At 70.3% G+C, this 25,635-nt stretch carries 19 protein-coding genes; 3 read left to right on the top strand and 16 right to left on the bottom strand.

Going from position 1 to position 25,635, the window contains the following annotated elements; genetic code table 11:
• The 6 genes from VGS97_RS04140 to VGS97_RS04115 all read right to left on the bottom strand — a co-directional run.
• The coding region (locus tag VGS97_RS04140; RefSeq protein ID WP_326851832.1) for a metallophosphoesterase family protein at positions 1-1,580 on the bottom strand (1,580 nt) is incomplete at its 3' end.
• Positions 1,581-1,769: 189 nt separating this feature from the next.
• Positions 1,770-4,208, bottom strand: a complete 2,439-nt coding sequence (locus tag VGS97_RS04135; RefSeq protein ID WP_326851831.1) for a [protein-PII] uridylyltransferase — start codon at positions 4,206-4,208, stop codon at positions 1,770-1,772.
• Between the two features lie 86 nt (positions 4,209-4,294).
• On the bottom strand, positions 4,295-4,633 hold the full coding sequence (locus VGS97_RS04130; RefSeq protein ID WP_326851830.1) for a P-II family nitrogen regulator: 339 nt from the start codon (positions 4,631-4,633) through the stop codon (positions 4,295-4,297).
• Complete coding sequence (locus VGS97_RS04125; RefSeq protein WP_326851829.1) at positions 4,634-6,019, bottom strand: ammonium transporter; 1,386 nt, start codon at positions 6,017-6,019, stop codon at positions 4,634-4,636. It abuts the gene before it with no gap.
• A gap of 250 nt (positions 6,020-6,269) precedes the next feature.
• Entirely contained in the window at positions 6,270-6,734 is a 465-nt protein-coding gene (locus tag VGS97_RS04120) for a hypothetical protein (protein WP_326851828.1), read from the bottom strand.
• Entirely contained in the window at positions 6,667-7,719 is a 1,053-nt protein-coding gene (locus tag VGS97_RS04115) for a hypothetical protein (protein WP_326851827.1), read from the bottom strand. The genes VGS97_RS04120 and VGS97_RS04115 overlap by 68 nt, the downstream gene beginning before the upstream one ends.
• 252 nt (positions 7,720-7,971) lie before the next feature.
• Here VGS97_RS04115 and VGS97_RS04110 point away from each other — a divergent pair, with 252 nt between their 5' ends.
• Together VGS97_RS04110 and VGS97_RS04105 are read left to right on the top strand one after the other, a co-directional pair.
• On the top strand, positions 7,972-8,766 hold the full coding sequence (locus VGS97_RS04110) for a bifunctional DNA primase/polymerase (RefSeq protein WP_326851833.1): 795 nt from the start codon (positions 7,972-7,974) through the stop codon (positions 8,764-8,766).
• A gap of 28 nt (positions 8,767-8,794) precedes the next feature.
• A complete protein-coding gene (locus VGS97_RS04105) occupies positions 8,795-9,394 on the top strand; it encodes a helix-turn-helix domain-containing protein (RefSeq protein ID WP_326851826.1) in 600 nt (199 codons plus the stop codon).
• Between the two features lie 240 nt (positions 9,395-9,634).
• Here VGS97_RS04105 and ftsY read toward each other — a convergent pair whose 3' ends face one another.
• The 6 genes from ftsY to VGS97_RS04075 form a co-directional block, all read right to left on the bottom strand.
• The gene (ftsY, locus tag VGS97_RS04100) at positions 9,635-10,822 is read right to left on the bottom strand and encodes a signal recognition particle-docking protein FtsY (protein ID WP_326851825.1); all 1,188 of its coding nucleotides are present in this window, start codon (positions 10,820-10,822) and stop codon (positions 9,635-9,637) included.
• Between the two features lie 55 nt (positions 10,823-10,877).
• Positions 10,878-11,654, bottom strand: a complete 777-nt coding sequence (locus tag VGS97_RS04095; RefSeq protein WP_326851824.1) for a hypothetical protein — start codon at positions 11,652-11,654, stop codon at positions 10,878-10,880.
• A complete protein-coding gene (locus tag VGS97_RS04090) occupies positions 11,651-11,983 on the bottom strand; it encodes a hypothetical protein (RefSeq protein WP_326851823.1) in 333 nt (110 codons plus the stop codon). Before VGS97_RS04090 ends, VGS97_RS04095 begins: the two co-directional genes overlap by 4 nt.
• Positions 11,984-12,076: 93 nt before the next feature.
• Positions 12,077-15,685: a chromosome segregation protein SMC gene (smc, locus tag VGS97_RS04085; RefSeq protein ID WP_326851822.1), complete on the bottom strand. Its 3,609-nt coding sequence runs from the start codon at positions 15,683-15,685 to the stop codon at positions 12,077-12,079.
• 435 nt (positions 15,686-16,120) lie between these two features.
• Entirely contained in the window at positions 16,121-16,333 is a 213-nt protein-coding gene (locus VGS97_RS04080; protein ID WP_326851821.1) for a hypothetical protein, read from the bottom strand.
• A gap of 938 nt (positions 16,334-17,271) precedes the next feature.
• On the bottom strand, positions 17,272-19,956 hold the full coding sequence (locus VGS97_RS04075) for a valine--tRNA ligase (protein WP_326851820.1): 2,685 nt from the start codon (positions 19,954-19,956) through the stop codon (positions 17,272-17,274).
• Positions 19,957-20,076: 120 nt separating this feature from the next.
• Between VGS97_RS04075 and VGS97_RS04070 the strand changes: the two genes are divergently transcribed.
• Positions 20,077-20,874: a hypothetical protein gene (locus VGS97_RS04070; protein ID WP_326851818.1), complete on the top strand. Its 798-nt coding sequence runs from the start codon at positions 20,077-20,079 to the stop codon at positions 20,872-20,874.
• Positions 20,875-20,899: 25 nt separating this feature from the next.
• Here VGS97_RS04070 and clpX read toward each other — a convergent pair whose 3' ends face one another.
• From clpX to tig, 4 genes are all read right to left on the bottom strand, one after another.
• The gene (clpX, locus tag VGS97_RS04065; RefSeq protein ID WP_326851817.1) at positions 20,900-22,192 is read right to left on the bottom strand and encodes an ATP-dependent Clp protease ATP-binding subunit ClpX; all 1,293 of its coding nucleotides are present in this window, start codon (positions 22,190-22,192) and stop codon (positions 20,900-20,902) included.
• 346 nt (positions 22,193-22,538) lie between these two features.
• On the bottom strand, positions 22,539-23,204 hold the full coding sequence (locus tag VGS97_RS04060) for an ATP-dependent Clp protease proteolytic subunit (protein WP_326851816.1): 666 nt from the start codon (positions 23,202-23,204) through the stop codon (positions 22,539-22,541).
• Positions 23,205-23,238: 34 nt separating this feature from the next.
• Entirely contained in the window at positions 23,239-23,832 is a 594-nt protein-coding gene (locus VGS97_RS04055; protein WP_326851815.1) for an ATP-dependent Clp protease proteolytic subunit, read from the bottom strand.
• A gap of 190 nt (positions 23,833-24,022) precedes the next feature.
• Positions 24,023-25,414 carry a trigger factor gene (gene tig, locus VGS97_RS04050; RefSeq protein WP_326851814.1) on the bottom strand — a complete coding sequence of 464 codons (1,392 nt, stop codon included), beginning with the start codon at positions 25,412-25,414 and terminating at the stop codon, positions 24,023-24,025.
• Between the last annotated feature and the right edge of the window lie 221 nt (positions 25,415-25,635).

Raw genomic sequence — 25,635 nt, 5'->3', positions numbered from 1 at the left:
ACCGTGTAGTAGGTGACCCGGATCGAGGTCTGGCCGCCGGGCTTGCTGCCGGGGTCGACGTCGAAGGCCGCGAAGCCGTAGGGGTGGGTCAGGTCGCGGAAGGCGGACCAGATCGCCTGTTCGAAGACGTAGGTCGGGGTCTTCTTGCCGTTGGAGCCGACCGCGCCGACCGCGGTGATGACCTTGCCGGTGCCGTCGGTGAAGAACTTCCCGTTCGTCGGCGAGTTGGTGCCGCCGCCGCCGAGGACCATGTGCACGGTGCCCTGGGAGGTGTCGATGTCGTCGGTGGCGGCGGAGACCGGGTTCGGGGTCAGCGTCTCGGAGCCGGGCACCGTGCCGCGCACTGCGAGCGAGCGCTCGTAGTCGTGCTCGTGGCCGCACAGCACCAGGTCGACCTCGTACTGGTCGAAGAGCGGGCCCCAGGCCTGCCGGATGCCCAGGTCGGAGCCGTTGGCGTCGGAGGTGCTGATCATCACCTGGTGCATGCAGACCACGACCCAGTCGATCTGCCGGGACGAACGCGCCGCCGCCAGCTGCGACTCCAGCCACGCGCGCTGCTCGCCGTTGCTGTATCCGCTGACGTACGAGTCGCCGCCGTCCTGAAGGGCCACCTCGTCGTTCTGTAGCACGATCACCCGGACGCTGCCGGCGGTGAACGCATACCACAGGCCGTTCCAGTCGGCGGAGCCGTTGGTGGGCAGCGCGAACCGGGTGAGGTAGGCCTGGTACCCGATCGGGCCGTTGCCCTTCTCGTTCTCGTGGTTGCCGGCGGCGGGCATCCACGGCCGGTAGCGCGTCGAACGGGTGTTGTTGGCGAAGAACGAGTTCCAGGTGCGCACCCGGTCGTCGGAGATGTTCGCGTAGCAGAGGTCCCCGTTGAGCAGGTGGAACAGCGGCTGGACCTGCTCGATGCCGTGCACGATGTCGGCCGAGGTGGGCGAGGCCAGTCCGCTGATGCCTGAGCTGTAGGCGCCGGCGCTCGCACCGGGCAGCCAGGAGACCGTGGGCACCGACTGATCGCCGAAGCTGGTGAACGTGAACGGCACGCGGCCGGTCGGAGCGGTGCGGAAGGTACCCGCGTCGGGCAGCACGCCCTCACCGAACGCCGCGTAGATGTACGTCGTATCAGGACGTAGGTCACGCAGGAACGCGTGATGGACGTAGACCTCGCGGTTACTCGCCGCGTCGATGTAGGTGCGCGTCTCAGCTTGCGCCTCGCGGCCGTAACCGTCGTCAGGGGTGCCGTAACGCACCCGCGGCTTCGAGATCGGCGTGACGGTGGACCAGGAGACGTACATCTGACGCGACGGGTCGCTGCCGAAGGTGAGGTGCAGGCCATCCACCGGCGGCGCGCCGAACTTCTCCGGCTGGCGCCACAACACGGGAGCGGCCGCAGGGACAGCGGATTCGCTCGACGCGCCCAGCGTGCTCACGGATGCGGCAGCCGGTGCGGCAATGGCGACCGGAGCAGCGGCGAGCGCGCCGCCGACCGCGACGGCGCGCAGGGCGGAGCGGCGGCTGAACGCGCTGTCGGACGTGGATGCGACAGCGGCGTCAGCTGCGGAAACGATGGGCTCCACGGAACACCTCCTGGCAGGACGGCAGGCCGACTCGGCTTTCACGAGCCTCGGCGACGGTATCCACGCCTGGAGCCAGAGGCATGAACGCACAGTGAAGCACTGTACAAATCTTGATTTTGGTAAACGGGGACTGAGCTGGCCATAGCGCCGTGCACAAGCGGCTGCCGGCGAGAGGTGCGCGTACTGTCTTTACAGAATCAGACTCGCGCGTACGTGCTCTGCGACCTGCTCGGCGCGTTGCGCGGTCAGCGGATCGCCCTGGGCGTCGGTGACGTAGAACACGTCGATCGCCTCGGCGCCGAGGGTCGCGACTCGCGCGGTGGCGATATCAGCCCCCGACTGCGCGAGGGCGGCCGCGACCTGGTGCAGCAGACCAGGGGTGTCACTCGCCCGTACCTCGATCACGGTCGCCACCGCGGAGGCGTCGTCGAGCACGGAGACGGTCGGCGGCACCGCAGGCCAGGACCGGCCGCCGACCGGGCGGTGTTCTGCTTCTCGGGAGGCTACCCGGGCGGCCAGGTCGAGCCGCCCGGCGAGGGCGGCACGCAGGTCGGTGCGCAGGCGCGCGATGTCGGGCAGTTCGCCGTACTGCGCGGCGACGGTCCAGCGCTGCACGGCCCACGGTTCACCGGCAGGTTCGGCACCGTCCGCGCCGGCGGCGCTGCCAACACTGCTGGCACTGCGGACAGGGAATACGACGGTCTCCACCTCCGCGGCGAGGATGCGTACATGCCGCAGGCTCAGTACGCCCGCGACCGTCGCCAGTACGCCGATCTGGTCCGGCAGCGCGATGTCGAGCCTTGCGACACCCGCCGCGCCCGGGGCCAGCGCGACGACGGCCAGCCGGTCCGGGGACGTGACAGCGCGGGCAGCGAGCGCCGAGCCGTCGAAGGCCGGAGCGGCCGACGGAGCCTGGCCGCGCAGCCGGGCACGAGCACGATCGGCGAGCCCTGACAGCAGGGCCGCCCGCCAACGGCTCCACACGGCTGGGCCGGTGGCCTCCGAATCGGCCTCGGTCAGGGCGTGCAGCAGGGCGACGAACTCGGCCGGGCCGACGGAACCGCCGGGCACGTCCGCCGCCGCCAGCAACGCGTCGAGCGTCGCAGGGTCCTGTGGATCACGGTTGACGGCGAGCTGCGCGAGCAGCAGGTGATGGCGGACGAGCGCGGCGAGGACAGCCGAGTCGGCGGCGTTGAAACCGAGGCGGGGCGCGAGATCCGCGACCAGTCCGGCGCCGGCTTCGCTGTGGTCGATCGGCGCGCCCTGATCGTCCGTCAGGCCCTTGCCGAGGTCGTGGCAGACCGCTGCGACGAGCAGCAGGTCCGGCCGGGCGACGCGCCTGGCGCGCGCGGCCGCCTGCACCGCCGTCTGCACGCAGTGCCGGTCGACCGTGTGGATGTGCAACGCGTTGCGCTGTGGCAGGGACCTGGTCCGCTCCCACTCCGGCAGCAGCCGGCTGAGCAGCGAGGTGCGGTCCAGCGCCTCCCACACCGGCACGAGACCGGGTCCGGCGCCGAGCAACCGCACGAACTCCTCACGCGCGGCGCGCGGCCAGGGCGTCGGCAGCGGCGCGGCGTCCTCGGCCAAGCGGCGCAGCGCGGTCGGTGCCAGCGGCAGCCCGGCGGTCGCCGCCGCGGCGGCGGCACGCAGCAGCAGGACGGGATCGCGGGACGGATCGGCTGCCAGCGCGAGCGCCGCCTCGCCGTCCGCCTCGACGACGCCGTCGGCCAGCGGCGTGCGCTGCGCGGTGCCGCTGCGGCGGCCGGAGCGGGTGCGCTCGGCCAGGACCTGGTCGATCCGCCGCCACGCGAGGTCGCAGGCGTATGCGATGGTGCGCGCGGCGTCGGTCACCGCGCCTAGCAGTTCGTCGGCGCCGCCGGCCATGTCGAGCTGCGCCGCGACCTCGTCCTGCTCCTGAAGGAGCAGCCGGTCTGCGGAGCGGCCGGTGACGATGTGCAGGGCGTCGCGCACGTCGAGCAGGCGCGCACGCGCCGCCTCCGGCTCGCCGTGCGGGATATCGGCGAGCCAGGAAGCCGAGATCGCGGTGAGGGCGTGGGCGTCCCGCAGGCCGCCGATGGCCTCCTTCAGGTCGCCCTCAAGACGGTAGGCCAGCTCGCCGTGCAGTTCGAGCCGCTGCGCGCGCACCGCCTCGACCTCGGGCAGCCGCTTGGCCGCCCTCGCCCGCCAGTCGGCGAGCGCGACCGTGCGCAGTTCGGCGGTCAGCGCCGGGTCGCCGATCACGTGACGCGCCGTCAGCAGGCCCAGCGCCACGGCCAGATCCTCGCGGGCGAGCGAGCGCGCCTCGGCGACGGTCCGCACCGAGTGGTCGAGCTTGATCTTCGCGTCCCAGACCGGGTACCAGATCGCGTCGGCGATCGAGGCGATCCGCGCGGGCTTGCGGGAGCCGTCGTGCAGCAGCACCACGTCGAGATCGCTGCCCGGGGACAGCTCCCCGCGGCCGTAGCCGCCGACGGCGACCAGCGCGATACCGGAGGCGGGAGCGTGCTCGACGGCGGCCTCCAGCAGCTGCGCGAGCCACGTGTCGGCCGCCTGCGACAAGGCGCTGCGCAGCTTCGATCCGCGCAGTCCGGAGGCGATCAGCTCGCCGCGCCGCTCGGCGTATCCCATGCCCCTGCTCCTCACGAAGCGGGCGGAGACCCCTGATGCAGTCTCCGCCCGCGTCCTGTCACGACCGACCGTCACCGGCTCGGTGGCTAGAGCGCGTCGGCCCCCCGCTCGCCGGTGCGCACGCGCACCACGGACTCGACCGGGGTGACCCACACCTTGCCGTCGCCGATCTTGCCGGTCTGCGCGGCCTTGGCGATGACGTCGATGAGCGTCTCGACGTCGTGGTCCTCGACCAGCAGGTCCAGCTTGACCTTCGGCACCAGGTCGATCGTGTACTCGGCGCCGCGGTAGACCTCGGTGTGGCCGCGCTGCCGGCCGTAGCCGGAGGCCTCGGTCACGGTGAGCCCGTGCACGCCGAAGGCCTGCAACGCGTTCTTGACCTCGTCGAGCTTGTACGGCTTGATGATCGCGGTGATGAGCTTCATCTAGGCCTCGACCTTCTCATCGGGGGACGGGGCGGCGGCAGGCGACTGCGCCGCCGGGGCGGTCACGGCGGCGACGCTCACCGCCGCGCGGTGCAGGGCGCCGCTGAGGCCGCCCCAGTCGTACGCGGTCTCGGCGTGCTCGGTCTGGTCCACGCCGATGACCTCAGCCTCCTCGCTCACCCGCAGCCCGATCGTCTTGTGCAACGCGAAGGCCAGGATCAGCGAGACCAGGAACGAGTAGGCGAAGACGATTCCGGCGCCCTCGGCCTGCGCCCACAGCTGGTCGAGCCCGCCGCCGTAGAACAGGCCCTCGCGTGCGCCGTTGGTGTACCCGCCCACCTCGATCGGGTCGGCGAAGAGGCCGATCAGCAGGGTGCCGAGGATACCGCCGACCAAGTGCACGCCGACCACGTCGAGGGAGTCGTCGTAGTTGAACCGGTTCTTCAGGTTCACCGCGTAGCAGCAGACGAACCCGGGGATCAGCCCGACGAAGATCGCGCCGAGCGGGGAGACCGAGGCACAGGCCGGGGTGATCGCGACCAGGCCGGCCACCGCGCCGGAGGCCGCGCCGACGGTGGTGAACTTGCCGTGCTGGATCTTCTCCGCGGCCAGCCAGCCGATGACCGCCGTGCAGGTGGCCACCTGGGTGTTGAGGAAGACCACCGAGGCCTGGCCGGAGGCGGTCAGCGCGGAGCCGGCGTTGAACCCGAACCAGCCGAACCACAGCAGCGCGGCGCCGAGCATCACGAACGGCACGTTGTGCGGCCGCATCGGGTCCCGCTGGAACCCGACCCGCCTGCCGATCACCAGCGCGCAGGCCAGCGCGCCCGCACCGGCGTTGATGTGCACCGCGGTGCCGCCGGCGAAGTCCATCACGTGCAGCTTGGCGTTGATGAAGCCGTTGGGCGAGAACACCCAGTGCGCCACCGGGAAGTAGATGAGCGTCACCCAGCCGACCACGTACACGGTCCAGCCGACGAACTTGGTGCGGTCGGCGATGGCGCCGGAGATCAGCGCCGGGGTGATGATCGCGAACATCAGCTGGAAGCACGCGACCGCGAACAGCGGCACACCGGTCGAGCCGTAGATGCCCGGGTGCCCCGAGGTCACGCCGGTCTGGATGCTGTGCATCCCCCACTGCGTGAGGCCTCCCCAGAACCCGCTGCCGTTCGCGTCATTCGCGTTACCGAACGAGACCGACCATCCGTACAGCACCCACGCGACGGTGACCACCGCGATACAGATGAAGTTCATCATCAGCATGTTCAGCACGCTCTTCGCGCGCACCATGCCGCCGTAGAAGAAGGCCAGACCGGGAGTCATCAGCAGCACGAGCGCCGAACTGGCCAGCACCCACGCGGTGTTACCTGAGTCAAGAGTTGGCATCGTCACGTTCCTTCGCGAGGCCCGCCCGACGGTCCGGGCCCAATGCCGGAGCACTGTGCCGGCCGGACCGATACAGGTCGTGTCAGTGAAAGGTGAAAAGATCGCGTGTGTTGGTAGCGCAAAGGGTGCCGACCTCACGGGCCGACTGTTCATGGGTCGACGCCGTTGTCGTTGCGCAGAACCATCGCGGCGAGCCGTTACCGCTCACTTCGCGTGATGTTTCACTGACGTGACGGATTGCTCAAACTGGTTACGTCCTTGTGAACGCCTGAACTGGTAAGGCGGCGACCGGTATCGGGACGGCTCCCGGCACCGGGTCACGGAGGCGATCAGTCAGTTCGCGCAGCGCGGGATCGCGCGGGAAACGCTGCCGGGCGCGCGAGACCACCTCGCGCAGCCGCTCCTCTGTGTGTCGGGACCGTAACCTGACGGCGAGCGTGCACGCGGCGCGCAGCGCCTCGGACGCGCCGGCGGCGTCGGCGAGCAGGGTACGCGCGTCGGCCACGCCGATCAGTGCGTTGACGTGCCCGCGCAGCCGTCCGGTGCCCTCGCGCTCGTACAGCAGGACGGCCGTCTCGAACTCGGTCGCGGCCTCGGCGGCCGCGGTCGGAACACGGCCGGCCAGGTCGCGCAGGGCCTGGCCGAGTTCAGCGCGCAGGGCCGCAGCCGTGTAGCCGGACAGCCATTCGGGGCCGTGGTCCTGTGCACGCGCCAACTCGTGCGCGGACTTTGCCCGCCCGGACCAGCGCGCCGCAGGCGCGCGCCTCCACCGCGTCGGCCGCGGCGCAGACCAGCGGTTCGAGCTCGCCGCGCGCGCCGGCCCGCCCGACGGCCAGCAGTTCGAGCGCGTCCTGGGCCCGGTTCAGCGCGATGAGCTGGCGCCCCATCGCGGTCAGGATCCCGGCCGCCAGCGACCGGTCCCCCGCCTCCTTCGCGCTGTGCAGCGCGAGGATCTGGTAGCGCTGCGCGGTGGCCTGTAATCCGCAGTCCTGCGCCATCTCGCCGGCCAGCAGGCCGAGCTGCGCCGCGACCCGGAACAGCCGGGGCTGCACCACCTCGGGGGCCTGGCGCAGCACCTCGGCCACCTCGTAGAGCTGCCCGACCACGGCGGCGCGGCGGATCCCGCCGCCGACCGCGGCGTCCCACTCGCGGAACGTGCGCGCGGCCTCCTCCAGCTGCTCGACCAGGATCGCGGTGCGCCCCATCCGTACCCGCGCCATCACCGCGGCGCCGCCGTCGACCGCCGCCGGGCGCACCGCCGGAGCGGGCAGCAGCCACCGCTTGACCGGCTCGACCAGCGCCGCACCGGCGGCGAGCGGCGGCGCTCCGCCGGCCCCGCGCCGTCCCAGTATCAAGTCGCTGCGACAGAATTCGGCGAGCAGCTCGGCGGTGCGCTCCGCCGACCAGGGCAGGTCGGTGAGCGTCCCGGCGATCGGGCTGGCCGGCTCGCGCAGCCCGAGATCGCTGAGCGTGACGACGCAGCCGAACCGCTCGCTGAACAGCTCGGTCAGGATGCGCGGGATCGGATCGCGCGGCTGCTCGCCGTCGAGCCAGCGGCGCACGCGGGAGGTGTCGGTGGCGACGTGCGTGGCGCCGAGGTCACGCGCCCTGCGGTTCACCAGGCGGGCAACCTCGCCCTTCGACCACCCGCTGCGGACGAACCAGGAGGCGAACAGTTCGTTCGGGAGACGCTCAGGCACCGCGCCGCGCCCTTCAATGCGTAGTGTCGCCGGTAGTGAGCTGAAAGTAACGGCTGGAATGCGGCGTCCGCAGGCGAATCTGCAAATGCGCCAGGATTCGCCACCCGAGCTCCGGCGCGCCGTACCCCCTCGACGACTATGTTCAATATGCAGGAGGCTGTCCGCCATCACTCATTCCGGTGAGCGAACGGGGCGGGGGACGGGCGGCAGTAACCTGATGGGGGCGTCACAGTTGAGAAAGGCGTGACGACGATGCGTGGCCGAGGCCAGCTGGGCACCCTGGGCACCCTCCTGCCGCACCAGGCCGGCCGCCTGAGACCGGCTGCCGACCCGCGGGCGGACACGGCCCCGAACCAGGGCAAAAACAGTTCGAACGCTGACAAGCCGGGTGCCGACAGGGCGGAGCGGACGGAGCGGGCCGACCGCCCGAGGCGGGCCGGCAGGTCGGTGACGGCCGTGGTCGGCCGGTCGACCGCGCTGCGTTACGCGGCCTGGGGCTGGCCGGTCGCCCCGAGTGCCGCGATCCCGGCGACCACCGACCTTGAGCAGGTCTTCGCCACTTGGTCCCGGCTGCCCGACGCACCCATCCTCGCGGCCTGCGGCGAGGCCTTCGACGTGATCGAGGCGGACGCTTCGGCCGGGCGCAACGCGCTCGCCCGCCTGGACCGGCTCGGCGTGGAGCTCGGCCCGGTCACGATCGACTCGGTCGCGGGACCGGGAAGCGGCCTGGGCGCGGGTGCCTGGGTGTCGGCGGGCGCACGTTCGTCGGGCCGCATCGGCTTCCTGGTGCGGGCGGACTCCGCGGCGCCGCTGAGCGCCCTGATCGATCGGAACACCGGCCCCGTCCTGATCGGCCGGGGCGCCGCCTTCGAACTGCCCCGCGCGCTCGACCAGTCCGAGCCGTTCCGGCCGACCATGCCGACCGGCCGTTACTGGCTGCGGCCTCCCGGGACGCCGCGCCCCGTGCTGCCGACGGCACACGTCGTGCTAGGCGCCCTCGCCCTCGTCCCCTACCGCGCCCTGGCCGCCTCGCCACTCCCCCGCTAGCCAACACCTGCATGACATTATGCGTGTCATGAAAGAGTCGCCCCCGCTCCTGCTGCCCCTGCTGAGGTCGCAGACCCACGGGGAGCTGCTGGCCTGGCTCTTCCTGCACCCGGAGGCCGAGTACTCCACCACCGACCTGGCCCGTCTCGTCGGTACCTCGCAGTCCACGGTCAGTCGCGAGGCCACGGTGCTGGCAGACGCCGGTCTGGTGAGCGAGCGGCGGCACGGCCGGTTACGCCTTCTGCGAGCGGCAGGCAACACCTCGATCGCTCGACCGCTTACCGACCTGCTCGCCATAACCTACGGACCCCTGCCTGTGCTCACCAAGTCGTTGCGTGACCTCAATGGCGTTGAGCAAGCGTACATTCACGGCTCTTGGGCGGCCCGATACCAGGGCGAGCCGGGCGCCGTCCCCCGAGACGTCGACGTCCTGGTCATCGGGGATGCCGACGACGATGAGCTCTACGCCGTGGCGCGCAAAGCCCGGACGACCCTCGGCCGGGAAGTCGACATCCAGCAAGTGACGAGCCGTCAGTGGGAGGACTCACCCGACGACGATCCGTTCCTGACCACGGTTCGCAGCCGCCCCCTGATCCGGCTCGCCCTGAGAGAAGTACCGGGTCAGTGAAGACGCGAGCGAAGCAGCGCGGCCGGATACTGGTGTCCCGCGCCGGAAGTCCGCCGCAGAAGCCGGCCCCGCGCGGTTCACCAAACACAGTCCACCTGGCTGCGTTACCGCAGTGCCCTCAAACAGCAGCGCCCTCAAACAACCGAGTTTTCGGGCGCTGCGGCGCCTTGCCAGCCGGGCGCGGATGACCGATTTCTCATGTACCGGACGTCCGGCACAGGACACCAGCCGCCGCTGCCGTTACTGGTCGATGAGCGCGTCGACGAACGCGGCGGGCTCGAAGGGCGCGAGGTCGTCGGCGCCTTCGCCGAGGCCGACCAGCTTGACCGGGACGCCGAGTTCGCGTTGCACGGCGACGACGATACCGCCCTTCGCGCTGCCGTCGAGTTTGGTCAGCACGATGCCGGTGATGTCGACGACCTCGCGGAAGACGCGCGCCTGGACCATGCCGTTCTGGCCGGTGGTCGCGTCGAGGACGAGCAGGACCTCGTCGACCGGGCCGTGCTTCTCCACGACCCGCTTGACCTTGCCGAGCTCGTCCATCAGCCCGACCTTGGTGTGCAGCCGGCCGGCCGTGTCGATCAGCGCGGTGTCCACGCCGCTCGCCTTGGCCTGCCGGACCGCGTCGAAGGCCACCGACGCCGGGTCCGCGCCCTCCGGTCCACGCACGGTCGTCGCGCCGACCCGCTCGCCCCACGTCTGCAACTGGTCGGCGGCGGCGGCGCGGAAGGTGTCCGCGGCGCCGAGCACGACGCTGCGGCCGTCGGCGATCAGGACTCGGGCAAGCTTGCCGGTCGTGGTGGTCTTGCCGACGCCGTTCACGCCGACGACCATCACGACCGCCGGGCCCTGGCCGTCGGAGCGCAGCGAGCGGACGGTGCGGTCGATGTCCGGGCCGACGAGAGTGAGCAGTTCCTCGCGCAGCAGGTTGCGCAGTTCCTCGGGCTTTCGCGAGCCGAGGACGCGTACGCGCGTACGCAGGCGCTCGACCAGTTCCTGGGTCGGCGCGACGCCGATGTCGCTGGTCAACAGCAGGTCTTCGATCTCCTGCCAGGTCGCGTCGTCGAGCTTGTCCCGGGACAGCAGGGCGAGCAGGCCCTTGCCGACCGCGCTGTTCGAGTGAGCGAGTCGGCCGCGTAGCCGCACGAGGCGACCGGCGCTCGGCTCGGGTACCTCAAGGGGGCGCGCCGGGGCGGGAGCGGGTCCGGTGGCGGTCGCCGTCTCAGGTGCGGGATGTGTGGCGACGGCGCCGGATTCGGCAGCGGAGACTGGGGCCGGGGCGGCGGCGCGTTCGGCCGCCGGTGGGGCGGATTCCTCGGCGCGCGGCAGAGCACGGCGCGACGGCACATTGCGCACCAGGTAGGCGGCAAGTACCCCGATCACCGCCACGGCGAGCACGGCGGCGATGACGATGATCACAGTCTCCATGGAGCCATTCTCTCAAGTGGCGCGGGGTGGCCGCTGCCATCGGCCCCGGAGCGCGTCACAGTAGGGCCGTCCCGCCGGGCACGAGGTCGAACACGAAGCGCATCGCCTCCAGCTGTTTGAAGCCACGCACCGCGTCGAGGACCTTGATGATGTCCGAGTAGAGCGCGTTGAGCTTGCCGCCGATCGTGGCGATCTTCTTCGCCACGTACGCCAGCTCCAACTGCACCTGCGCCGCGGCCAGTGGGGTCACCGTTCCGGCGGTCATCAACTCGGCCACGACGAGGCCGCCCAGCGAGCCGAGCAGCAGGTTGATGAGCATCTGGATGGTGCCCTCGGCGAGCTGCGCCTCGCTGCGGATCGCCTTCAGGCATTCCCCGGTCGTCCGAATGCAACCGGCGAGTGCGTCGAGTCCTTCGAGGTAACTGTCCACAGCCACGCCGAACCGCTCGGCCCGCGCGCCCTGCCACGCCGCGCGCAGCGGTTCGCCGCCGGCCCGGATGGCCGCCGCCGCGGCCTCCACGTCCTGATGCGCGGCCTCCCACGCGCGCTCGGCCCGCTGGAGCTCGACGCCGTCACCGGTGAGCCGCTCCAGCGCGTGAAAGGGGTTCGGCGCGCCGGTGTGGTCACAGACGAAGAAGATCAGCTTCTTTTCGAGGGTGCCGATGCCGGGGATCGGGATGCTCGGGATGTGGATGCGCGAGAGGTGCCTGCGGCCGATCTGCGCGAGGGCGGCCTCGTCGATCGGTTCGCGGACGTGGCCCCGATATTCCTCCGGGTGCTCACACGCCCGGTCGTAGTGGTGCGCCCAGTGAAGCCACTGATGCTGGTTCACGCGGCCTCGCCGCGGGTTTCGGCGCCGGTCCGGCCGCCGGTGAACTCGGCGAGGAAGTGCTCGATGACGTCGCGGGCCTCGGCGAGGTTGCGCTCCGTCGCGGGCAGCCGCTCGTGGTAGGCGTCGCGGACCTTGGCGGCGTCGATCAGCTTGCCGAAGGCCCGGTCGTGGACACGGGCCGCCTCAAGGCTCGACGAGATGCCGCCCAGGCGTTCGGACGCGGACGTCAGCGCCGCGACGAACGCCGCGACGACGTCCGGTTCGACGCCCGGCAGTGTTCTGATGGCACCTGTTGTCCCGATGGCGCTGTTCGTGATCTTTTCCGGCACGGTTCCCCCTGTTGACGCCTCCTCTGCGTGGTGCGTCCGGAGCATACCGGTCGGGATGGACAGATCGGCAGATCCGACTTTCGCCGCTGCGGCTTACGCCGCGGCCGTGTCGCGCAGCTTCTGCGAGATGACCGTCGTGATGCCGTCGCCGCGCATCGAGACGCCGTAGAGCGCGTCCGCGACCTCCATCGTGCGCTTCTGGTGCGTGATCACGATCAGCTGCGAGGACTCGCGCAGTTCCTCGAAGATCCGGATCAGCCGCTGTAGGTTGGTGTCGTCGAGCGCCGCCTCGACCTCGTCCATCACGTAGAACGGCGAGGGGCGCGCCTTGAAGATGGCCACCAGCAGCGCCACGGCCGTCAGCGAGCGCTCGCCGCCAGAGAGCAGCGAGAGCCGCTTGACCTTCTTGCCCGGCGGCCGGGCCTCGACCTCGATGCCGGTGGTCAGCATGTCGTCGGGGTCGGTCAGGTAAAGCCGGCCCTCGCCGCCCGGGAACAGCCGCGCGAATACGCCCTCGAACTCGCGGGCGGTGTCGGCGTAGGCCTCGGCGAAGACCTGCTGTACCCGCTCGTCGACCTCCTTGACCACCTGGAGCAGGTCGATCCGGGTCTTCTTCAGGTCCTCAAGCTGCTCGTTGAGGAACTTGTAGCGTTCTTCGAGCGCCGCGAACTCCTCCAGCGCCAGCGGGTTGACCTTGCCGAGGGCCGCGTAGTCCTTCTCCGCCTGCCGCAGCCGCTTCTCCTGCTCGGCGCGCACGAACTTGACCGGCTTGTTGCGCGGGTCGTCCGGGTTGTCGCCCGCTCCCAGATGAGACGCCGTGATGGCGGCCGCGGCCGGCGGTACCGGCTTGTCGGGTCCGTACTCGTCGAGCAGCGCCTCGACGGTGACGCCGAACTCCTCCATCGTGCGCGTTTCGAGCTGTTCGATACGCATGCGCTTCTCGGCTCGGGCGACCTCGTCGCGGTGCACCGAGTCGGTCAGCTTCTCCAGTTCGGTCGCCAGCTCACGCACCCGGCCACGCAGGATCTGCAACGCGGCCTCGCGCTCGGCCCGGTCGCGCTCCGCGGCCTCACGTTCGGCGCCGGCCCGCGCCAGCGAGACCTCCAGGCAGGCAAGCGTCTGCTTGGCCCCGGAAGCCACGGCCCGTGCGACGTCCGCCTGACGCGACGCACGGCCCTGCCGCTCTGCGGCGCGCTCGCGGGCCTCGCGCTCCTGGCGTGCGTTGCGGTCCAGAGCATCGGCACGCCCGGCCAGCGACCGGGCCCGCTCCTCGCCGGTGCGCACCGCGAGACGGGCTTCCATCTCGGCCGCACGCGCGGCGGTGGCCTGCGCGGCGAGGTCGTCGCGGCCGTCCGGCGCCAGGTCGAAGTCCTCTTCCAGCGCCTCGGCGGCGGCGACCGCCTCCTCGTGCTGGAGCTCCAGGTCGGCGAGGGTCTGCTGGTCCTTCTCCCGGGCGGACTCGGCGGTCTCGATGGACTTGACGTACCGCTCGACCTCGCCGAGCGCGGCCCGGGCCTGCCCGCCGAGCCGGCCGAGCTGCTGCGCGACCGAGGCCTTCTGCGCGTCGGCGGCCCGGCGCTGCGCGAGCAGCGCGTCAAGGGCCTGCTTCGCGGCGCGCTGGCCCCCAGTGGCTTCTTCGAGCTCGCCGCGCAGCCGGCGGGCCCGCTCCCCGGCGGCGAGCAGCTTCTCGGCGGCTTCATCGACGGCGGCCTGCACTTCCAGCAGCGACGGCGCGGAGGACGAGCCGCCGTGCGCGATGTGCCGGCCGAGCACGTCGCCGTCCCGGGTCACCGCGACCAGGTCGGGGTGCGCCGCGATGAGCGCGGACGCCTCGCCGAGATCGTCCACTATCGCCGTGCCGCGCAGCAGGCGACGCAGCGACGGCTTCATCTCGTCGGGCACGGTGACCAGATCGACCATGTACTTCGCGTAGGGCGGCAGCTCGGGCCATTCGCCGAAGCGATCGTCGCCCGGGGCGCCGCCGACGATGATCGCCGCGCGTCCCTTGTCCTCGGTCTTGAGCAGCCGGATGGCGTTGACCGCGGCGTCCGCGGAGGAGACCGCGACCGCGTCGGCGGCCAGTCCGAGCGCCGCGGCGACGGCGGCTTCGGCGCCCTGCGCGATGGTCAGTATCGCGGCGACCGATCCGAGCAGGCCCGAGAGCTGGTCGGTGGCGGCCAGCAGCGCACCGGCGCCGTCCTTGCGGTTCAGGCCGAGTTCGAGTGCTTCCTTGCGCGCGGCCATCGCGGCACGTTCCCGCTCGGCGTCACGTTCGGCGGCGCGCAGCGCGGTCAGCGCGTCCTCGGCGGTCGCCACGGCTTCGGTGGCCGCCTCGACCTCGGCGTCCAGGCCGTCGCCGCCGTCGATGCCCTCGACCTCGGCCTTGAGCAGGTCGTACTCGCGCTGCACGGCGGCGGCCCGGCCGCGTGCCTCGTCGTGCGCGGCCTGCAAGCGGTCGATCTCGGCCTGCGCGGCGCCGGAGCGGGACTTGACCGCGCCGACCCGGCCGGCCAGCTTCGCCAGGTTCTCCCGGCGGTCGGCGGCCGAGCGCACCGCGGCGGCCAGCCGCTTCTCCTCGACGGCCAGCGCGTTCTCCGACTCGCCGCGGCGGCGCACCGCGTCGGCCAGCACCCGCTGCGCTTCGGCGATCTCCTCGGCGATCGCCTCCTCCTGCTCGCGGATGCGCTGGGCCTCGCGCTCCATGTCCTCGGGGTCGCGGCCGCGCCGCTCGTTCGCGTCGGCGCCCTGAGCCAGCGCGGTGAGGTTGCGCACCCGCTCGCCAGCCAGTTGCGCGGTGCCGCGCAGCCGCTCGCGCAGCGAAGAGAGTCGGTACCAGGCCTCCTGCGCGGCGGCCAGGTGCGGCACCAGGTCCTGGACCTCGTGTTCGAGCTCGGTCTCGCGGGCCTGGCTCTCGGCGTACTCGCGTTCGAGGTGTGCGCGCAGTTCACGGACCGCCGTGTCGTCCGCGGTCTCCTTCTCGTACGCGGTACGCAGCTCGGTCAGGTCGTCGGCGAGCAGCCGCAGCCGGGCGTCGCGCAGGTCGGCCTGGATCACCGCGGCCCGGCGGGCCACCTCGGCCTGCCGGCCCAGCGGCTTGAGCTGGCGGCGCAGCTCGGTGGTCAAGTCGGTGATCCGGGTGAGGTTGGCCTGCATCGCGTCCAGCTTGCGCAGCGCCTTCTCCTTGCGCTTGCGGTGCTTGAGGACCCCGGCGGCCTCCTCGATGAAGGCGCGGCGCTCCTCGGGGCCGGCCTGGAGCACCGCGTCGAGCTGGCCCTGCCCGACGATCACGTGCATCTCCCGGCCGATGCCGGAGTCGGAGAGCAGTTCCTGGATGTCGAGCAGCCGGCAGGCCGAGCCGTTGATCGCGTACTCCGAGCCCCCGTTGCGGAACATGATCCGCGAGATGGTGACCTCGGTGTAGTCGATCGGCAGGGCGCCGTCGGTGTTGTCGATGGTGAGGGTGACCTCGGCCCGGCCGAGCGGCGGGCGCCCCGCGGTGCCCGCGAAGATCACGTCCTCCATCTTGCCGCCGCGCAGCGACTTGGCGCCCTGCTCCCCCATGACCCAGGCCAGCGCGTCGACCACGTTGGACTTGCCCGAGCCGTTGGGTCCGACGACGCAGGTGATCCCTGGCTCGAAACGCAGGGTCGTCGCGGAGGCGAACGACTTGAAGCCCCGCAGGGTCATGCTCTTCAGGTACACGTCGGTCGAAGTCCTAGGGGGTGTTTGAGGCGTGGAGTCGGATCAGGGCGCGGCGTCCGGCGCGTGCGATCGCAAGGCGCAGGACCGCCCGCAGACTGGTTGTCTGGGGGCGGTCCGACAACGCGGCGAGCGTAAGCGGCAGGCGTCGCGACCCCGGCCCCACCTCTCAAACACCCCCTAGCGGCAACCAGAGCGGAAGAACGTATCAGTTGAGCGTACCCGGCGAAGATGTCGCGATTGTTCGAGTCGGCGAAGAGCCGGGGAAAGTCGTACCGGCGGCGGGTACCCGCTCGGGCCGGATGCACGCGTGGAAGCAGCGTGAGTGCGGACGGTGCGGCGGCCTGGAAATGCGGAGAAGGGACGCGAATCGCGTCCCTTCACGGTTTCGGGTGCCGTCGGTGTCGGGCCGGTGCTCCGGGTCGCCGGAGAGTCCGATCAGGTCAGCGCGGGCTCCCGCTCGGAAACGGATGAGGCGAACAGCTCGTGGTCCAGAGATGCGCTGTGGACGACGGCAGCCAGCGAGTCGTTCTCGGCCTGTACTCGTACGAGTTGGTCCTCCAGGTCTCGAACTCGCTGCTGTAGCCTCCGCATCTCGGCGACCATCCGCGGGTCCGTCCCCCCGATGTGTCCGAGTAGCGCCTTAGCCATTCCAGGGTCCTCCACGCTGAGTGACCGACACGGCGTCTGGTGTGCCGTGTCACGTGAGGTCATATCGCGCCGTGTCGTCGTGCGGGGCGGGTGCCGTGTGTGGGCGGCTGGAGGGGTGCCCGGTCGGGCACCGAGCCGGGCTGATGGAGCCCTCGCCGACTCGAATGCGGCCGTGCAAGCGCTGCGGCCCACTGGCTTCCTCCGACGCAAAACGACAGGTGCGCGGGCTTCAAGCGTCTCACCAACCCTCTCCCCGGTCAAATCCGCAGTCGGGTTGAAACGAAAGTCAGGTTTGGCCGCCGCCCGGGGTGGGCACCATGTTGCGCCATTCGGGGGGATTACCGTCGACGCCATGGTTAACGAAGATCGTCCGGCACGTTCCGCGGCCGGTACGCGCCGCCGACCACGAATACTCAAAGTGACCGTCGACGCGGGGCACCGGTGGCCCTGGATCCCTTAGCAGCCGACGGAATCCCTGACTCTGCACACATATCGGAGACACCCGCGATCACCGTCCGAACAGGACATGGGACTGCGTCAATGGCGAACTATATGCCCGGTACGCACAGGGCGCGACGAAACTTGTCAACCAGCAGCGAGAAGTGCGATGCCGTCAGCGGCTCGTTGTCAATCAGGCGATTTCCAGCACCGCACACGAATGCTCGGAAGAATATGTCGAGTCAACGGCCACGCCGCGCACAACTCACCGTCCGGAGTAACGCCGTGCGATCGAAAGCAGCAAGCCGAATACGCCAAACCGGCGATGACGAACATAGCTGTGGGTTACCGACCCCCAAGGGAGGGTCGTTGACGGCAAGGATGTTCCCTCCGCACACCGGGAGAACATCCTTGATCCCTCATAGCGACCGCCCGGAGCCGGCGACTGCGACGTAGCTACGACGTGGCGTCGGCAAGCGGACCAATGACCATGAGAACGGCTAGCTCTCGGGCAGCGCGGCGAGCTGAGAGCTGATCCGCACGACGTCGGCCTGCGCCTCAGTGAGCCTCGTCCGGATCTTCTCCACCACCGCCTCGGGGGCCTTGCCCAGGAAGCCCTCGTTGCCGAGCTTCGCCTCGGCGCCGGCGATCTCCTTCCGGGCCGCCGCCAGGTCCTTGGCCAGCCGGGCGCGTTCGGCCGCCACGTCGATGACACCGGACAGGTCGAGCTGCACGGTCGCCTGCGCGGTCTGGAGGGTCGCGGTGGGCGCGAAGCCCTCGGCGGGCTCGGTCAGCCGGGCCAGCGAGCGGATCTCGGCCTCGTGCGCGGCCAGGCGGCCCGCGAGGGTCACCGTCGCGGCCACCTTCTGGCCCACCTTCAGGCCCTGGTCCGCCCGGAAGCGGCGCACCTCGGTCACCGCCTGCTGGAGCGCGGCGATCTCGGCCTCGGCCTCGGGGTCGCGCCGCGACCCGTCAGCGGTCGGCCAGGCGGCCACCACGATCGATGCGCTGCCGGATTCGCCGCTGGACTCACCGTCCGACTCACCGCCCGCGTGCAGGGCGAGCCACAGCTCCTCGGTCACGTAGGGGATGTACGGGTGCAGCAGACGCAGCGTCACATCCAGCACGTGGCCGAGCACGGCGCGCGTGGTGTCGGCCTCGGCGCCGCCGCGGGCGAGCGGGCCCTTGGCCAACTCCACGTACCAGTCGAACACCTCGTCCCAGGCGAAGTGGTACAGCGCCTCGCAGGCCTTGGCGTGCTGGTAGTCCTCCATGTACGCGTCGACCTCGGCGGTCACCGCGGTCAGCCGGGACAGGATCCACCGGTCGGCCGCGTTCAGCGCCTCGCGGGCCGGCGGCGCGGCCGGGGCTGCGCCGTTCATCAGCGCGAAGCGGGTCGCGTTCCAGATCTTGTTGCAGAAGTTGCGCGAACCCTGCGCCCACTCCTCGCTGGTGGCCAGATCCGCACCGGGGTTCGCGCCACGAGCCAGCGTGAAGCGCACCGCGTCGGAGCCGTAGGCGTCCATCCACTCCAGCGGGTCCACGCCGTTGCCGCGCGACTTCGACATCTTGCGGCCGAACTTGTCGCGCACCAGACCGTGCAGCGACACGGTCCGGAAGGGCACCGACTGCGCCGGTCCGCGGTCCTTCATCGCGTACAGGCCGAACAGCATCATCCGCACGACCCAGAAGAACAGGATGTCGTAGCCGGTCACCAGCACGCTGGTCGGGTAGAACTTGCGCAGATCCTCGGTGTCGTCCGGCCAGCCGAGCGTGGAGAAGGGCCACAGGCCGGAGGAGAACCAGGTGTCGAGCACGTCCGGGTCCTGGATCCAGCCGTCGCCCGGCGGCTCCTCGTCCGGGCCCACGCACACCATCTCGCCGTTCGGGCCGTACCACACCGGGATGCGGTGACCCCACCACAACTGCCGGGAGATGCACCAGTCCAGCAGGTTGTCGGTCCAGGCGAAGTACCGCGGTTCCAGTTCCTTCGGGTGGATGCGCACCCGGCCGTCGCGCACGGCGGCGGACGCCTCGGCGGCCAGCGGGCCCACCTTCACCCACCACTGGAGCGACAGACGCGGCTCCACCACGGTGTCGCAGCGCGAGCAGTGGCCCACCGCGTGCAGGTACGGCCGCTTCTCGGCCACGACCCGGCCCTCTTCGCGCAACGCGGCCACCACCGCGGGCCGCGCCTCGAAGCGGTCCAGGCCCTGGAACGGGCCGTGCGCGGTGATCGTGCCGCGCTCGTCCATGATCAGCAGCGAGGGCAGGCCGTGCCGCTGGCCGATCTCGAAGTCGTTCGGGTCGTGCGCCGGAGTCACCTTCACCGCACCGGTGCCGAACTCCGGGTCCACATGCCGGTCGGCCACGATCGGCACCCGGCGGCCGGTGAACGGGATCTCGATCTCGGTGCCCACCAGGTGCTTGTAACGCTCGTCGTCGGGGTGCACGGCCACGGCCGTGTCACCGAGCATCGTCTCGGCCCGCGTCGTCGCCACCACGATCGACTGCGCGTCGTCGCCGTAACGGATGGAGACCAGCTCGCCCTCGTCCTCGTGGTGGTCCACCTCGATGTCGGAGAGCGCGGTCATACAGCGCGGACACCAGTTGATGATCCGTTCGGCGCGATAAATCAGATCATCGTCGTAGAGCCGCTTGAAGATGGTCTGCACCGCGCGGGACAGGCCCTCGTCGAAGGTGAACCGCTCACGGGTCCAGTCCACGGACGCGCCGAGCCGCCGCATCTGGTTGAGGATCCGGCCGCCGTACTCGCCCTTCCACTGCCACACCCGCTCCACGAAGGCCTCACGGCCGAGGTCGTGCCGGGAGAGGCCCTCCTTCGCGATCTCCTTCTCCACCGCGTTCTGCGTCGCGATGCCCGCGTGGTCCATGCCGGGCAGCCACAGCGCTTCGAAGCCCTGCATCCGCTTGCGGCGGGTGATCGCGTCCTGCAAGGTCATGTCGAGGGCATGGCCGATGTGCAGCGAGCCGTTCACGTTCGGCGGCGGGATCACGATGGTGTGCGGGGGACGGTCGCTCTTGGCGTCGGCCTCGAAGTAGCCGGCCCGTACCCAGCGCTCGTACAGCTTCTCCTCTACCTGCGCGGGCGCGTATTGCGTCGGCAGGGTGGCGGCGGCGTCCGCGAGGTCGCCCTTGCGCTGAGGGGAAGCGGTATCGGTCACGCTCCGATTGTACGGATCGCGCGAAGCGGTCTGGCCCCATTATCGGCATGATCCGGATACGCTGTATCGCCGGTGTTGTCGCTTGGTGGTATTCACCGACACAACTGGGGGTTTGACGACATGTCATGGGGCGCGCCGCCATCGGGTGAGCCGCAACAGCAGCAGGCTTACAGCCAGCAGTGGGGGCAGTACGACGGGCAGGGCGGGCAAGGTGGATATGGCGGACAGGGCGGATATGGCGGCCCGTACTTCCCGCCTTCCGCGCCGAAACCGCCGAAGTGGCGGCGCACCAGCGTCTTCACGGTGCTCGGCGTCATCGCGATCGGAATCGCGGCCGGAATAGCGGCAGGCATGGCCGCGACCGGTTCCGGTTCTGGTAAGAGCACGCCGACCGCCGTCGGTACCAGTTCAGCGGACGCCGCGTCCACTTCAACCCCACCGCAGACTCCGCACACCGTGACCGTGCCGGCGAGCGCCGGGCCGCTGCGTCTGCTGAGCAACGCCGACACGGCACAGCGGATAACGCACATAAAGACGAGCCTGGCCGGCAACGCCGCCTATTCGAACCCGCAGATCGGGTTCTACACGATCGGCTCGGAGAGCTCGTACCGCGTCTGGATGCTCGCCGAGAACACCACCGGCATCCCGGCCTTCAAGGACTCGGTAAGCGCGCTCGGCGACGCCGCGATGGCACGTCAGATCGCCCGCGGCGCGAAGATGACGGACGTGAAGACCGAGCCGCCCGGCCCGCTCGGCGGCGCGCTGCTGTGCGGCAGGCTCGCGCTCGACGGGACCGACTACCGGGTCTGCGAGTGGGTGGACGACAGCACGTTCGGCTGGATCTACTTCCTGCCGTCGGTAACGCAGAGCAACGTGCTTCCTTACGTGCTGGACGTGCGTAACGCCGCAGAGAAGTAGGAACCGCCGCGGAACGTAGTACCGCTCAGGCGGACTTCTCGCGCGGAGGGCGGTTCTGCGACGCGCGGTGCGGCGAGTCACGCGGCACGAGGGTCGGGTTCGCGTGTTCCTTCACCGACTCCGCAGTGATCTGCACCTGTGCCACGTCACGGCGGGAGGGCACCTCGTACATCACCGAGAGCAGCACCTCCTCCATGATCGCGCGCAGGCCGCGCGCCCCGGTGCCGCGCAGGATGGCCAGGTCGGCGATGGCCTCGATGGCGTCGTCGGAGAATTCGAGCTCGACCCCGTCCAGCGCCATCAGGTGCTGGTACTGGCGCAGCAGCGCGTTCTTCGGCTCGACCAGGATGCGGCGCAGCGCGTCGCGGTCCGGGCTCTCCACGCTGGTGATCACCGGAAGGCGGCCGATGAACTCCGGGATCATGCCGAACTTGATCAGGTCGTCCGGCATCACCTCGCCGAAGACGTCCTGCGCGTCCAGTTCGGCCCGGCTGCGCAGCTGCGCGCCGAAGCCGATGCCCTGCCTGCCGATCCGGCTCTGGATGATCTTCTCCAGCCCGGCGAACGCCCCGCCCACGATGAACAGCACGTTCGTCGTGTCGATCTGGATGAACTCCTGGTGCGGGTGCTTGCGGCCGCCCTGCGGGGGCACCGCGGCGATGGTGCCCTCCAGTATCTTCAGCAGCGCCTGCTGCACGCCCTCGCCGGAGACGTCCCGGGTGATCGACGGATTCTCGCTCTTGCGGGCGATCTTGTCGACCTCGTCGATGTAGATGATGCCGGTCTCGGCCTTCTTCACGTCGAAGTCGGCGGCCTGGATCAGGCGCAGCAGGATGTTCTCGACGTCCTCGCCGACGTAGCCGGCCTCGGTCAGCGCGGTCGCGTCGGCGATGGCGAACGGCACGTCGAGCATCCGGGCGAGGGTCTGCGCCAAGAAGGTCTTGCCGGAGCCGGTCGGGCCGAGCAGCAGGATGTTGGACTTGGCCAGCTCGACCGACTCGTCGCGGTTCGAACGCCCGGTGTCCCCGGCCTGCACCCGCTTGTAGTGGTTGTAGACAGCCACGGACAGCGCCTTCTTCGCGGCGTCCTGGCCGATCACGTACTGGTCGAGGAAGTCGTAGATCTCCCGCGGCTTGGGCAGCTCGGACCACCTGTGCTCGGCGGAGCCGGCCAGCTCCTCCTCGATGATCTCGTTGCACAGGTCGATGCACTCGTCGCAGATGTACACGCCGGGTCCGGCGATCAGCTTCTTGACCTGCTTCTGGCTCTTCCCGCAGAAGGAGCACTTGAGCAGGTCGCCCTCACCGATGCGTGGCACGGGGTGGATCTCCTTCGCCTCGACGCCGGACGCGCCCGGCCCGGCGGGGCCGAAAAAGCCCTCAATTGAAGACGGTACCGCTTTCGCGGCGGGAACGGGGGCAGGACGGCGTCGTCTCTGTACGGCGCGGTGCGGCGAGCATCAGGACGCTCCCACCGTGCCCCCGTTCCCGGCAGTGCTCAGGGGGTGTTCGAGAGGTGGGGCCAGGGGTCGCGGCGCCTGCCACGCACGCTCGCCGCGTTGTCGGGCCGTGCCCATACCACCAGTATGGACACGACCCTCCGCCTTGCGATCGCACGCGCCATGCGCCGCGCCCTGATCCGACCCTCCCCTCTCAAACGCCCCCTCAGGCCGTCGCCGACGGCCTGATCATGCCTTCGAGCCGGCTGCTGATCACCTGGTCGATCAGGCCGTAGTCCAGCGACTGTTGCGCCGTCAGGATCTTGTCCCGCTCGATGTCCTCGCGCACCTGCTCCTCGGTGCGGCCGGTGTGCCGGGCGAGCAGCTGCTCAAGCATCGTGCGCATCCGCAGGATCTCGTTGGCCTGGATCTCCAGGTCGTTGAGGTCCGCGCGGCCGGTCTCGGTGTAGGGCTGGTGGATCAGGATCCGCGCGTTGGGCAGCGCGAGCCGCTTGCCCTTGGTGCCCGCGCCGAGGATCACCGCGGCGGCGGAGGCGGCCTGGCCGATGCAGACGGTGACGATGTCCGGCTTGACGAACTGCATCGTGTCGTAGATCGCGGTCAGCGCGGTGAACGAGCCGCCCGGGGAGTTGATGTAGATGGTGATGTCCCGGTCCGGGTCCATCGACTCCAGCGTCAGCAGCTGCGCCATCACGTCGTTCGCCGAGGCGTCGTCGATCTGGACGCCGAGGAAGATGATCCGCTCCTCGAACAACTTGGCGTACGGGTCGTACTCGCGGATGCCCTGGCTGGTGCGCTCGATGAAGTGCGGAAGGACGTACCGGGCCTCGTGCCGCAGCGCGGGCGACTGGCTCGACGGGCTCTGTGACATAACGATCGGTTCCTTGTCGTCTCGTCGGGCGCGGTCAGGAGGCGTTCTGCTGGTTGGACGGGTGCGCGGCCGAGGTGAAGATGTCGTCGATCAGGCCGTACTCCTTGGCGTCCTCGGCGGAGAACCAGTGGTCGCGGTCCGAGTCCTTCTCGATCTTCTCCTGGGGCTGCCCCGTGTGCAGCGCGGTCAGCTCGATCATCCGCCGCTTGCTGCGCAGCAGCCGCTCGGCCTGGATCTTGATGTCCGACGCGGAGCCGCCGAGCCCGGCGGAGCCCTGGTGCAGCAGGATCTCCGCGTTCGGCAGGGCGTAGCGCTTGCCGCTGGCACCCGCCGTCAGCAGGAACTGGCCCATCGAGGCGGCCATGCCCAGCGCGACGGTGGCCACGTCGTTGGAGATCAGCTGCATCGTGTCGTAGATCGCCAGGCCGGCGCTGACCGAGCCGCCCGGGGAGTTGATGTAGAACCAGATGTCCTTCTCAGGGTCCTCCGCGTTCAGCAGCAGCAGCTGGGCGCACAGGGTGTTGGCGATGTCGTCGTCCACCATGGAGCCGAGGAAGACGATCCGGTTGCGCAGCAGCCGGTTGAACACCTGGTCGTTGAGCCCCCCGGGGCTGTCCAGTCCCGCCATCCGGAGGGCTCCGTCCGAGTAAGAATTCGTCACGTCATCCACCTGTCTCGCTTCGGAAGGGCATCGGAAGACTTCGTCTACTGAAAGCGACCCTAACCCGTGCCACCGAGGTGACGACGGATTAGGGCCGCTTGTTCGCTATAGGCGTTCCTGCTGTGGCCGGCCTCAGACCAAAGGACGGCCGTACCCCTTACGCGTGGTCGTGTCCGTAGTGCTCGTCGCCGAGCTCGCGGCCGTAGGCGTCCGGGCCGTCGCCGAGTTCCGGGGCCTCGTCGAGCAGCGAGAGGTCGACCGGGTTGCCGGAGGCGTCCTTGATTTCGGCGTTCTCCAGGATCAGCTGTAGCGCCTTGCCCCGGCGCACCTCGCCGACCAGCGCGGGCACCTGCCCGGAGTCGACCACCTGCTTGGCGAACTGGTCCGCGCTCAGCCCGGAGCCGGAGGCGCGCCGGATCAGGTGCTGGGTCAGCTCGGCCTGGTTGACGCTCAGCTGCTCCTGGTCGGCCAGCCGGTCGAGGACGAACTGCGCCTTCATACCGTCGCGCACCTGCTTCTCCACGTCGGCGGCGAAGGTGTCGGCGTCCTGGCCCTGCAACCGCAGGAAGCCCTCACGGGTCATCCCGGCCTGCGAGATCTGCTGGTCGAGCTGCTCGTTGCGCCACTCGATCTCCGCCTCGACGGCCTTGACCGGCAGCGGGAGTTCCACCTTTTCGAGCACGGACTCAAGCACCTTGTCCCGCGCCTGCGCGCCCTGCTCGAACCGCTTGGCCCGCTCAAGCCGACCGCGGATGTCCGCGCGCAGTTCCTCAAGGGTGTCGAACTCGCTGGCCAGCTGGGCGAACTCGTCGTCGAGCTCGGGCAGCTCGCGGGCCTTGACCGCGCCGACGGTGACCGTGATGTCGGCCTCCTCGCCCGCGCGGGAGCCGCCGACCAGCTTGGAGACGAACTGCGCGACCTCGCCGGCGCTCTTGCCGATGATCGCCTCGTCCAGACCGTCCACCATGCTGTTCGAGCCGACCTCGTAGGAGACGCCCGAGGCGGTGCCGTCCTCCAGCTCCTCGCCGTCGATCACGGCGACCAGGTCGACCGTCACGAAGTCGCCGGACTCCACCGCGCGCTCCACGCCGCTGAGCGTGCCGAAGCGCTTGCGCAGCGCCTCGACCTGCTCGTCGATGTTCGAATCGGCGAGCTCGACGTCCTCCACCTCGACCGAGACGCCCTTGTACTCGGGCAGGTCGAACTCGGGGCGCACGTCCACCTCGGCGGTGAACTTCAGCTGCTCGCCGTCGGCGAACTCGGTGACCTCGACCTCGGGGCGGCCGACCACCTCGATCTTGTTCTCGGTGATCGCCTGGGTGTAGAGGTCGGGCAGCGCGGTGTTGATCGCCTCCTCCAGCACGGCGCCGCGGCCGATGCGCTGGTCGATGACGCGCGGCGGCACCTTCCCCTTGCGGAAGCCCGGGACGGTCACCTGTTCGGCGATCTTCTTGTACGCCGTGTCGAGGCTGGGCTTCAGCTCGGCGAAGGGAACCTCGACGGTGAGCCGGACCCGCGTGGGGTCGAGGGTCTCGACGGCGCTCTTCACAGCAGTGGTCTCCTCGCTGGGCTACTTCTTGGCAGCAAGCGCTTGCTCGGGGATTTCAGTGCCCTGGCGGAGCCGTTGCGGCGCGGCGGGCACACCGGAACGCGCGCAGCTTCGCGCTTGCGGTCGGTATCGTACCGTGCGGACCCCACCTGAGTGATAAAAGTGCAGATCACGACCGACCGTGACGGTCCATCACGGTCCGGACCAACCGTCACAGACGG

The sequence above is a fragment of the Actinocrinis sp. genome, assembly GCF_035946395.1.
Lineage (GTDB): Bacteria > Actinomycetota > Actinomycetes > Streptomycetales > Catenulisporaceae > Actinocrinis.
The sequence above is the reverse complement of the archived record's forward strand: the minus strand, read 5'-3'. Positions and strand labels throughout refer to the sequence as shown.